At 30.1% G+C, this 11365-nt stretch carries 13 protein-coding genes and 1 tRNA gene; 9 read left to right on the forward strand and 5 right to left on the reverse strand.

Annotated features, from left to right (window positions below):
• Positions 1–103: 103 nt before the first annotated feature.
• From murA to FHG05_RS08255, 3 genes are read right to left on the reverse strand one after another with little or no spacing between them, the layout of a single operon-like run.
• Positions 104–1414, reverse strand: coding sequence for a UDP-N-acetylglucosamine 1-carboxyvinyltransferase (murA, locus tag FHG05_RS08245; protein ID WP_140997546.1), 1311 nt, complete (start codon positions 1412–1414; stop codon positions 104–106).
• Between the two features lie 5 nt (positions 1415–1419).
• Complete coding sequence (locus FHG05_RS08250; protein ID WP_140997547.1) at positions 1420–2121, reverse strand: DUF4290 domain-containing protein; 702 nt, start codon at positions 2119–2121, stop codon at positions 1420–1422.
• A gap of 2 nt (positions 2122–2123) precedes the next feature.
• Positions 2124–2408, reverse strand: coding sequence for a DUF493 family protein (locus tag FHG05_RS08255; RefSeq protein ID WP_140997548.1), 285 nt, complete (start codon positions 2406–2408; stop codon positions 2124–2126).
• Positions 2409–2534: 126 nt separating this feature from the next.
• Between FHG05_RS08255 and FHG05_RS08260 the strand changes: the two genes are divergently transcribed.
• The 5 genes from FHG05_RS08260 (at position 2535) to FHG05_RS08280 (ending at position 7072) form a co-directional block, all read left to right on the forward strand.
• Positions 2535–3074 (forward strand): AAA family ATPase, encoded by a 540-nt coding sequence (locus FHG05_RS08260; protein WP_140997549.1) that lies wholly within the window; start codon positions 2535–2537, stop codon positions 3072–3074.
• Positions 3075–3109: 35 nt separating this feature from the next.
• Positions 3110–5005, forward strand: coding sequence for a RecQ family ATP-dependent DNA helicase (locus tag FHG05_RS08265; RefSeq protein ID WP_140997550.1), 1896 nt, complete (start codon positions 3110–3112; stop codon positions 5003–5005).
• Complete coding sequence (fmt, locus tag FHG05_RS08270; protein WP_140997551.1) at positions 4993–5940, forward strand: methionyl-tRNA formyltransferase; 948 nt, start codon at positions 4993–4995, stop codon at positions 5938–5940. Before FHG05_RS08265 ends, fmt begins: the two co-directional genes overlap by 13 nt.
• A gap of 177 nt (positions 5941–6117) precedes the next feature.
• Positions 6118–6393, forward strand: a complete 276-nt coding sequence (locus FHG05_RS08275) for an HU family DNA-binding protein (RefSeq protein WP_140997552.1) — start codon at positions 6118–6120, stop codon at positions 6391–6393.
• A gap of 118 nt (positions 6394–6511) precedes the next feature.
• Positions 6512–7072: a YqgE/AlgH family protein gene (locus FHG05_RS08280; RefSeq protein ID WP_140997553.1), complete on the forward strand. Its 561-nt coding sequence runs from the start codon at positions 6512–6514 to the stop codon at positions 7070–7072.
• On the opposite strand, the gene FHG05_RS08285 is transcribed toward FHG05_RS08280, so the two are convergent.
• Both FHG05_RS08285 and FHG05_RS08290 read right to left on the reverse strand, forming a co-directional pair.
• Positions 7065–7907: an aminotransferase class IV gene (locus FHG05_RS08285; RefSeq protein WP_140997554.1), complete on the reverse strand. Its 843-nt coding sequence runs from the start codon at positions 7905–7907 to the stop codon at positions 7065–7067. The genes FHG05_RS08280 and FHG05_RS08285 overlap by 8 nt on opposite strands.
• A 53-nt stretch (positions 7908–7960) precedes the next feature.
• A complete protein-coding gene (locus tag FHG05_RS08290; protein WP_140997555.1) occupies positions 7961–8353 on the reverse strand; it encodes an START-like domain-containing protein in 393 nt (130 codons plus the stop codon).
• Between the two features lie 161 nt (positions 8354–8514).
• Here FHG05_RS08290 and FHG05_RS08295 point away from each other — a divergent pair.
• The 4 genes from FHG05_RS08295 to FHG05_RS08310 all read left to right on the forward strand — a co-directional run bounded on the left by FHG05_RS08295 (position 8515) and on the right by FHG05_RS08310 (position 11304).
• Positions 8515–8588: transfer RNA gene (locus tag FHG05_RS08295), tRNA-Met, on the forward strand.
• Positions 8589–8641: 53 nt separating this feature from the next.
• Positions 8642–10069, forward strand: a complete 1428-nt coding sequence (locus FHG05_RS08300; RefSeq protein WP_232338066.1) for a tyrosine-type recombinase/integrase — start codon at positions 8642–8644, stop codon at positions 10067–10069.
• Between the two features lie 555 nt (positions 10070–10624).
• Positions 10625–10837, forward strand: coding sequence for a hypothetical protein (locus tag FHG05_RS08305; protein WP_140997556.1), 213 nt, complete (start codon positions 10625–10627; stop codon positions 10835–10837).
• The gene (locus FHG05_RS08310) at positions 10834–11304 is read left to right on the forward strand and encodes a hypothetical protein (RefSeq protein WP_140997557.1); all 471 of its coding nucleotides are present in this window, start codon (positions 10834–10836) and stop codon (positions 11302–11304) included. Before FHG05_RS08305 ends, FHG05_RS08310 begins: the two co-directional genes overlap by 4 nt.
• Positions 11305–11365: the final 61 nt, after the last annotated feature.

Raw genomic sequence — 11365 nt, forward strand, 5'->3', positions numbered from 1 at the left:
AAAAGTTTCTTCATGTTGATTTGAAAAAATAAATATAAATGTCCATAAAAAAATCCAAATTCAAGAAAGAATTTGGATTTTTTATTTTATCTAGAAAAAGATATTAGACTCTCACGATATCCGCTCCAAGCGCTCTTAAGCGTTCGTCTATTCTTTCATAACCTCTATCAATTTGTTCGATATTTTGAATCGTACTCGATCCTTTAGCCGTCAAGGCAGCAATTAATAATGAAATTCCCGCGCGAATATCTGGTGAACTCATTGTAGTCGCTTTTAATTGCGATTGAAAATTATGTCCCATTACTACGGCTCTATGAGGATCACATAGCATAATTTTGGCACCCATATCAATTAATTTATCCACAAAGAACAATCGGCTTTCAAACATTTTTTGGTGAATTAAAACATCCCCTTCTGCTTGTGTGGCTACCACCAAAACGATACTCAATAAATCAGGAGTAAAACCAGGCCATGGTGCATCTGCAACCGTTAAAATAGAACCATCAATATCCGTTTTTATTTTATAACCGTCTTTATGAGCAGGAATATAAATATCATCTCCTTTTCTTTCTAAAGTAATTCCGAGTTTACGGAAAACGTTTGGAATTTGTCCTAAATTATCCCAGCTAACATTTTTTATGGTAATTTCACTTCTAGTCATTGCAGCAAGACCAATCCATGAACCAATTTCAATCATATCAGGCAAAATTCTATGTTCGCAACCCCCTAAAGTTTCAACACCTTCAATGGTTAACAAATTGGAACCAATACCTTGTATTTTGGCTCCCATAGAATTCAACATTTTACACAATTGTTGCAAATAAGGTTCACAAGCTGCATTATAAATTGTAGTTGTTCCTTCTGCTAAAACAGCCGCCATAACAATATTAGCTGTTCCAGTAACCGATGCTTCATCAAGCAACATGTACGTTCCTTGTAATTTTCCATCGATTTCAACCCCATAAAAATGATCTTCTCTTTCGTATCTGAATTTGGCTCCCAAATTAATAAAGCCCTCAAAATGCGTATCTAAACGTCTACGACCTATTTTATCACCTCCTGGTTTTGGAATATATCCACAACCAAAACGCGCTAATAAAGGTCCAACAATCATAATAGAACCTCTTAAACTTCCTCCTTCTTTCTTAAAAGCTTCTGTCTTTAAATAGTCAACATTTACTTCATCGGCTTGAAAAGTATAATCTCCTGCTCCATTTTTTTGAATCTTAACACCTAAATTTCCTAGTAATGTTATTAATTTATTGACATCAATAATATCTGGAATATTGGTTACTCTAACTTTTTCTGAGGTTAACAAAACCGGACATAAAACCTGTAACGCCTCATTCTTGGCTCCTTGTGGAGTAATATCACCTTTTAGTGGTTTTCCACCTTCAATTTTAAATGTTCCCATGAAAATTAATTCCTTTTGTGGTTTTTAGTGTTATTATTGTTGGTTTTCTTTTTGTGATTTTTGGAGTTCGTATTCTTATTTCCAGAATTAAATTGAGATTTATTAGAAACTTTTTTATTCACTTTCATTAAATTATGTGAATTAGAAAGTTCTTCATTGGTTTTAAACAAATTGATTTTCCCATCTGACAATTCTAACAAATGTTGAAAAATAACCTCATCTTCTACTGTTTCTTTGTTCCAACTCAAATAGCATTTTTTCATATGGTTGGCAATTACCAGAATTAAAGCACTTTTTAAGTCTCCTTCTTCCCATTTCATCGCTACATCAATCATATACGTGATATTGTTTCCGTAAAAACGATATTTTGGAAAATTTTGTGGATAATTTAATATTTCAGGTCTTTGATTTAATACCTCTCGTGAAGGAATTGGATAAGGAGAATCAACATCCAATTTAAAATCAGACATAATAAACAACTGATCCCATAATTTATGTTGAAAATCGGGCACATCTCTTAAATGAGGATTTAAAGAACCCATCACCGAAATTACGTATTTAGCGGCTTTATTGCGTTCTTCTTTATCTTTAATTTCAGTAACCTGATCGATTAACTTCTGTAAATGTCTTCCATATTCAGGAATAATTAATGGTTCACGCAATGAATTATATTCCAATTGTGATACTGCTTCCGTTTTTACTTCCATAATTATAATGATATGATTCCTTCCACAACAGATAATTCTTGATATTTATCAATAACGCTTTGTGGACTTTTCATTTGAACACTAATAGAAACACTAGTGTATTTTCCTGTTTTTGATTGTGTTGTATTAATAACTGCTCCCATTTCATTAAAAGCATTTTCAACTATTTCTACTTTTTCAGCATTTGAAGGAACAATAAACTTAAATAAATATTCTGTTGGCCACATCGAAGTATTTGCCAATTCTTCTTTCAAACGAATGTAAAAGTCTTCCGTTTTCTTATCCATCTTCATTTTTTTTAGAGTAGCAAATATACTTTTTTAAGTTAAGAATAAATATTTTGAAGAACATAAATTTGAAATATGGATTAGATTTTTAAAAAAAACTTACTTTTGCGTTTTAGTTTATAGGGAATGGAGAAAGAAATAATCGTTTTAATAGGTGGACCAAGTTCTGGAAAAACCACTTTAATTAATGCATTAAATCAGAAAGGATACATTTGTTATCCAGAAATATCAAGAGAAGTAATTCAAAAAGCACAACAAGATGGAATTGAGCAATTATTTCTTGAAAACCCACTTTTATTTAGTGAATTATTATTACAAGGACGTATTAATCAATACCATCAAGCTAAAAGTGAAGCTTCTGAAATTGTCTTTATTGACCGTGGTTTACCTGATGTAATTGCTTACATGAATTTTATTGGAGATCAATATCCTGATGCTTTTCACCAAGCATGTTTGTCACACACATACTCTAAAGTTTTTGTATTACCTCCTTGGGAAGAAATATACACTAGTGACAATGAGCGTTATGAATCTTTTGAAGAAGCAGTTCAAATTCAATTGCATTTAGAAGAAACCTACAAACAATATGGTTACGAGTTAATTCATGTACCTAAAGACACGGTTGAAAAACGAGTGGCCTTTCTAATGGATTTCATTCAGAAATAATTAGTAAATTTAGCCCAAGTAATTACCAGTAAAAAATGTCTAAGCCTTTACAAATTCTTCAAACATATTGGAAACACAATTCTTTCAGACCGCTTCAGGAAGAAATTATTCATGCTGTTTTAGAAGGTAAAGATACTTTTGCGTTATTACCAACTAGTGGTGGAAAATCGATTTGTTATCAAATTCCTGGTATGCAAATGGAAGGAATTTGTTTGGTCATTTCACCTTTAATTGCGCTCATTAAAGATCAAGTTCAAAATTTACAAAACAAAGGCATAAAAGCCATTTCTTTATTAGGTGGCATACCTCAAAATGAAACCATTGATTTATTGGACAATTGTGAATTTGGCAATTACAAATTCTTATATCTTTCACCAGAAAGAATGCAGCAAGATTGGATTGTTGAAAGATTAAAACGATTACCAATTAACCTAATTGCTATTGACGAAGCGCATTGTGTGAGCCAATGGGGACATGATTTTAGACCTTCCTATCTTAAAATTAAAGATTTAAAAAATCATTTTCCAAAAGTTCCTTTTTTAGCTTTAACTGCTTCTGCAACCCAACGGGTTCAAGAAGATATTATTGAACATTTGGCATTAGAAAACCCAGTACGGTTTCAAAAATCTTTTGAAAGAAGTAATTTAGCCTATCATGTCATTGAAACAGAAGACAAACTATATAAGGTTAGGCAAATTTTAAGCAAAAATCCGCAATCGAGCATTATTTATGTTCGCAATCGTAAATCTTGTTTAGAAATAGCAGGACAATTGCAATCATTAGGATTAAAAAGCACCTATTTTCATGGCGGTTTGCCTGCAAAAGAAAAAGAAAGCAACATGCAACTTTGGTTAGAAAACAAAGTACAAGTCATGGTGGCTACCAATGCTTTTGGAATGGGAATTGACAAACCTGATGTTAAAACTGTTATTCACATTCAACTTCCAGAGAGTTTAGAAAATTATTATCAAGAAGCTGGAAGAGCGGGAAGAAATGGTGAAAAAGCATTTGGAATACTCTTGGTTAGCGTGGGTGACATTGAAATTGCCAAAAAACAGTTTTTATCGTCACTTCCAGACAAAGACTTTTTGAAAGAAATATACAGTAAGCTGAATAACTATTTTCAAATTGCTTACGGTGAAGGTTATAATGAAACTTTTAATTTCAATTTAAATCAATTTTGTTCCCAATATAACTTCCCTGTGCTTAAAACATTTAATGCCTTACAATATTTAGACCGGCAAGCCGTAATAACCTTACAAAATGAATATTCTGAAAAAGTGAGTCTGCAATTTACGGTTCCTAGCAAAGAAGTAATTCGTTATATGAGTTTACATCCAAAATCGGAAGAAATTATTACCAGTATTTTGAGAACCTATCCAGGTATTTTTGAAATAGAAACTTTAATCAATATAAGTCTGGTAGCCAAAAAATCTGGTAGCAACGAGAAAGAAGTTTTAAAGACGATAACCGATTTAGAAAAAAGCAATACGATTATATTGCATATTCAAAACAACGACAGCAAAATAACTTTTAATGAAGTAAGAGAAGATGCGTTAACCATTAATCGAATCTCAAAACCTTTAGAAAAACAAAATGAAATTAAAGTCAACCAATTAAAAAGTGTGATTAACTTCATTTCTAAAGACCAATGCAAAAGTCGTATTCTATTACAGTATTTCGATGAAAAGAAAACAAAAGAATGTGGTATTTGTTCTTATTGTGTAAGTCAAAAAAACAAAATCTCAGAAGAAAGCATTTCAAAAATTCTTTCCTTATTACAAAATGAACCACTCAGCTCTAGAGAAATAGAAAATCGTCTTGATAAAACAACAGAAGAAATTATCTTTGCCATACAAACGCTACTTGAAAACAATAAGATAGCCATTAATACCTACAATCAATATTATATATTAGAATGGAAAAATTAAAAATTGTATTTATGGGAACACCTGACTTTGCCGTAGGTATTCTCGACACTATATATCAAAGCAATTATGAAATTGTAGGTGTTATTACCGCTCCAGACAAACCAGCTGGTAGAGGTCAAAAAATAAGTACTAGTGCAGTAAAAGAATATGCTTTAGAAAAAAACTTACGCTTATTACAACCTACTAATTTAAAATCCGAAGAATTTTTATCTGAATTAAAAAGCTTAGAAGCCAATTTAAATGTGGTTGTCGCATTTAGGATGCTTCCAGAAGTAGTTTGGAAGATGCCAAAATATGGCACTTTTAATCTACATGCTTCTTTATTACCACAATATAGAGGTGCTGCTCCTATTAATTGGGCTATCATAAACGGAGAAACTAAAACTGGTGTTACCACGTTTTTTATAGACGACAAAATTGATACGGGCGCTATGATACTTCATAAAGAAACAACAATTGGTTCAGAGGAAACAGTAGGTACGCTTCATGATAGATTAATGCTTTTAGGTAGTGAAGCCGTTTTAGAAACACTAAACATCATTTCAAAAGGAGATGTGAAAACGACAATACAAGAAGATACTTCAGAAATCAAAACCGCTTATAAACTCAATAAAGAGAATTGTAAAATTGATTGGAGTAAATCGGGAATTCAAATTTATAATTTAATTAGAGGTTTAAATCCTTATCCAGCTGCATGGACCTTTTTTAAAGATGTTGAAAATGAATGGAATGTAAAATTGTATGACGTTGTTTTTGAAAAAGAAAATCACAAACATACGTCTGGTCAAATTTTAGCTACCAAAAAAGAACTTAAAATTGCGGTTACTGATGGATATCTTTACATAAAAAGTTTACAATTCCCTGGAAAAAGAAAAATGGAAACTGGTGAACTCTTAAATGGAATTCAATTTTCGGAAAATGCAATGGCTTTTTAAGCCTTGTAAACACTAAGAAAAAACATTTGTTTATAAAAAAAGTAAGAGGTTATTAACAAAAAACATGTTTTATTAACATTTTAAGGTAAAATCATAGCAAACACTTGCACAATTCAGTTATACGACTAAATTTGTGTAGAAATAATTAAGTTTAACCAAATTAATAAACATTTTATTATGAACAAATCAGAATTAATCGATGCAATGGCAGCTTCTGCTGGAATTACAAAAGCAGCTGCTAAATTAGCTTTAGAATCATTTTTAAGCAACGTGGAAGGAACTTTGAAAAAAGGTGGAAGAGTTTCATTAGTAGGATTTGGTTCTTGGTCTGTATCTAAAAGAGCTGCTAGAGATGGTAGAAACCCACAAACTGGTAAGACTATTAAAATTGCTGCTAAAAATGTAGTTAAATTCAAAGCTGGTGCTGAATTAGACGGAGCAGTAAACAAATAATATTTTTTTACATACAACTTAAAAATCCCGTTTTCACGGGATTTTTTTTTAAACTTATGTTCTAAATATTTGATTTTGTAAAGATTTTTTGATAATTTTAGGTAAAAATAATTTGCTTATGATATCAGTTTTACCCAAAAAAGGACATTTGCTGATAGCAGAACCTTCCACGCTAGGCGATTTTTCTTTTAACCGATCTGTAGTTTTATTGGCAGAACATAATACTGAAGGATCTGTTGGCTTTATTCTTAACAAACCTTTAGGATATAGTATCAACGATTTGGTTCCAGAAATAAATGCCTCATTTAAAGTTTACAACGGTGGCCCTGTTGAACAAGATAATTTATATTTCATTCACAACATTCCACATATTATTCCTGGCAGCATTGAAATTGCCAATGGTATCTATTGGGGTGGTGATTTTGAAACTACCAAAACACTTATCAATCAAGGTGAAATTTCAAAACACAACATTCGTTTCTTTTTAGGATACAGCGGTTGGGCAGTAAATCAATTAGAAAATGAATTGAAAGAGAATTCTTGGATCATCACTGAAAACAATCAAAAAAGTGAGTTGCTTTCAAAATCTTCTCAATCCTTTTGGAAAGAAAAAATTCAAGAACAAGGAGGTGAATATGTATTGTTTTCTAACGCTCCTTCAGACCCTATTCTTAATTAAGACGAACTAAGGCATTTAATTTTAGCAGTATTTCTTCTGCTAAAAGTATCTGATATTCTTTCTTTCTATATTTAGTAATAGGCTGTATTCCTACGATTACATTTGTAATAAACAATTCGTCTGCTTTTTGTAAATCAAACGGAGATATTGATTTTTCAACAACCTCATACCCTTCAATTCGTTTTGCAATGGCTAAAATTTGCTTACGCATAATACCATTTAAGCATCCGTCAGTTACTGGTGGTGTAATTAATGTAGTACCCATACGCATAAATAGATTGCCTTGTAAAGCCTCAATGACATTTTTCTCATCATTAAGTAATAAACAATTGTCATACCCATTTTCAGCAGCAAAAATACTACCCGTAATCTGAATCATTTTATTATTGGATTTCAAAGAAGAAAACAACTGCTTTGTCACATAGGCATCTTTGTACAGTTCCACCTCATAAGCTCCTTTTTTAAGATAATAAATTTCGCTTTCTAAAGGCAAAATAGTAATCACATACGATACATCATTGGTTTTAGGAAGATAAAAACCAGCACCTTCTCTAAAAACGGTAAAGCGAACGCGAAAAGACATTGCTGATTGTATTTGAGATTCCACTAAAAGTAAAATTTGCTCTTCCATGAATTCCATGGTAAAAGACATTGGAATTTCCATTCTAAAAATACGCATGGTAGCCATCAATCGAAAATAATGGTCTTCTAAAAATAAGACTTTCTTGTCTAAAACTTTAACCGTTTCAAACACACTATCTCCAAATAAAAAACCTCTATTGTTTTCAATATATACCTTACTATCTTCTAAAATAGTTCCATTAAAATTTACCATAATAAAAAAGTCCCGATTAAAATCGGGACAAATATACTTTATAAAATTGAGTTTTACACAGAACCTAGCACATGTTTCAAATCAGAAACCTGATTTTCCCATAGTAATTTTGACTCTTCCATTTCATCTTCTTCAGAGAAATCCACTACTACTAAAGACACATCTTTGGTAATTTCATCTTCCATGATTTTAATTTCGAAAAAGTAATCCGTATCATCACCGTCTTGGTCTAACCAACGAAACTTTACACGTTCTCCAGTTCTTTTAGCAATAAGCTTTGCTTTCTCTTCGGAATCGTCCCAAATAAAGGTAAAAAGTTCTCCTCTCGAATTAACGTTATCTGCAAACCATTCAGATAAACCAGAAGGAGTGGATATATATTGATATAATAATGAAGGCGAGGCATGAATGGGGAATTCTAGTTCGTATTTTAATTTAACTTCCATTTTTAAAAATTTATTTTGGAAATATATAGAGAATAATCTAAAAAACCAAAAAGAAAAATTCAGATTTTTTTTTATAAAATTTTTTACAAAAAAATATTTGCACTAAAGAGAATTAATTATATATTTGCACCCGCATTGAGAGATGCACAACCAACAATAATGGCGAGGTAGCTCAGTTGGTTAGAGCGCAGGATTCATAACCCTGAGGTCACGGGTTCAACTCCCGTCTTCGCTACTAGATTTTATCTATTGAAAATAAACGGTTTAGGTTTCTAAATCGTTTTTTTTATGTCCAATTTTTTACCAGCATTACACAAGGTATACGATTTAGTATACGATTCAGTATACGGTTTTGACAAAAAATTAAATTATATTGCAATGAATTTTAGCAATAGTTCTAAAGAAAAAATAATGTCAAAACCTAATTTTTCTATCCCAAAAATATACACAGGTGGTGTTTCTATTACCGATTGGAAACTACTTTCCAAACAAGAACAACAGAATGCATTGAAAAAAGACTGGTATGTGTATTATAGCTTTCGATCTCCTGAAACAGATAAATTAGTTCGACAAACACCCATAAAAGGTTACGCTAACTCTTATAAAACAAAAAGAGAACGTATTATGTATTTAACTGTTATGCGTGATGCTTTAGAATTATTATTAAAAAATGGAGCAAATCCTTATACTGATAATGATTTTACCTACTTATATCAAAATGATAATGAAAAATCAGCTGAAAAAGATTCTTTAAATGTTGAAAAAGAGATAAAACCAAAAAAAATCGAAGTACAAGAGAACTTCATAATTGATTCTAAAGAAAAAATTGTAACTATACAAGAAGCTTTTGAAACGGTTTTGAAATTAAAAAAGAATGTAATGAACACTACTTCTTTTAATAGTTATCAATTACGAATTCATAAATTTCTAAATAGTTTACCAAATACTTCTGACGACATCAAAAGTATTACAAAAAAAGATGTAATACAGTTTTTAAATACCATTCTTCAAAATACAAGTCCAAGAAACCGAAACAACTATAGAACCGATTTAAATTCATTTTTTAATGAACTAGAAAACAATGAGTATATTGCTACTAATTTTATAACAAAGATTAATGTTTTAAAAGCAGTACCCGAAAGAAACAAAACTTTCAGTGACAAAACCCAAGAAGAAATATATACATTTTTAGAGAATAGAAACCCTACTCTACTCCTATTCATTAAATTTATTTCTTATAACTTTTTACGTCCAGTAGAAGTTTGCAGATTAAAAGTAAAAGATATTGATGTAAACGAACGTAAAATTTATGTTCGAGCAAAAAATCAACCTGTAAAAATTAAAATCATTCCTGACATTTTAATAAAAGATTTACCCGATTTAAAACTATTGGAATTAGAAAACTATTTATTCACCCCTTATGGTTTTGGACAAGAATGGGAAGCTGAAGAAAATAATAGAAGAGATTATTTTAGCAAACTATTCAGTAAAGAGGTTAAAAAAGAATTCAATTTAAATCAAGACTATGGTTTATATAGTTTCAGACATACTTTCATTACACGACTTTATAGAAAATTACGCGAAAACAATCCTCAACATGTTGCCAAAAGTAATTTAATGTTAATTACTGGTCACAGTACGATGACTGCATTAGAAAAATATTTAAGAGATATTGATGCAGAATTACCTACTGATTATTCGAATTTGTTAGAATAAAAAAGTCCCAACGAAGCAGGACTAAAGATTTTTTTATCAATAGTTTACATTTTTTTCAAAATGCAATATTTGTATTTCGTATTATTTTTAATCCTTTCACATATTTATTTTCACTCAGAACGCTATATACAAATAAATTAAAATACCTCTATAAAACTATCAAATATCAAATTGATAGATAATATACTTATAGATACTTTAGTTCAATCATTTAGCTTACAATCGATACTTCCATTTTGTCTAACTTCAGATTGTAATACTAGCTGTAAGTTTTTAGTTGTAATAGATGTTTTATTCTCAATTAAAATCGATTTTTAAAGCATTTTTATTACTAATATACTCATTTTCAATATAATGAATTTACTAAAAACCGTAAAAAGGACATGATTTTAACATTTAAACGTCAAGTAATACTAGAAATTTAAAATCCTGTAAAATGTTGGAAAATCCTGTAAAATGTTGGAAAATCCTCGCAAATCCTCGCAAATCCTTGCAAATCCTGACAACGTTATTTTTTATTGAAATAACTTTCGAAAAATTTAAGGAAATAAATAGTTGACATCCAATACAGCATATGAAGTTTTTTTAGCTCTTTCTAATGAAGAAAGAGAAAAATTCTTAATGCTAATAACGAAACATCAAGCTAGTATTTCTAAAAAACTTAGTAAAAAAAGAAATACTATTGATTTTAATAAAGACGATGCTATTAAATACCTAATAGAAACCATTTTCAAAAAAAGTAAAATTCAAAAACACCATTCATCATGAAAAATGAAACCATTACCCTTCGACTAGAAAAGGATCTTAGAGAAAAACTAGAATTAATTGCCTTAGAGGAAAATTGCAACTTATCAAAAGTTATAAGAATGCAACTTTCTAAATCAGTAAAAGAGAAAAGCGATGAAGAAAGAGATTCAACTACTTCATTAATGAATAATCCTCATTTTAAAATAGCGATTAGTTGCATGTATTTTATTGGCATAAAAAATGTAAGTCTAATTAACAGCTACAATATAAAGGTTCTTCAATATAGCGTAAATGAAATTTTATATTTTGAAGAACTACCAGATTATCTTTATACAGATTTTGAAAATTTAAAAAACGTATTACAATATTGTAATACAAATTGTATTGCCTTAGAAAGTATTAATTTAGACCATTATGCATCATTATTTCATTCTGTTTTTAGATATATATTTAATATTTCAATGCAAAATATTACTCAAACTCGATAATTTTCTAAAACGTATTACAAAATAACTTAAAAATTTAAAAATGTATTACAAAATTGTAATA

It is taken from the genome of Flavobacterium profundi (assembly GCF_006491645.1).
Taxonomy (GTDB): Bacteria; Bacteroidota; Bacteroidia; order Flavobacteriales; family Flavobacteriaceae; genus Flavobacterium; species Flavobacterium profundi.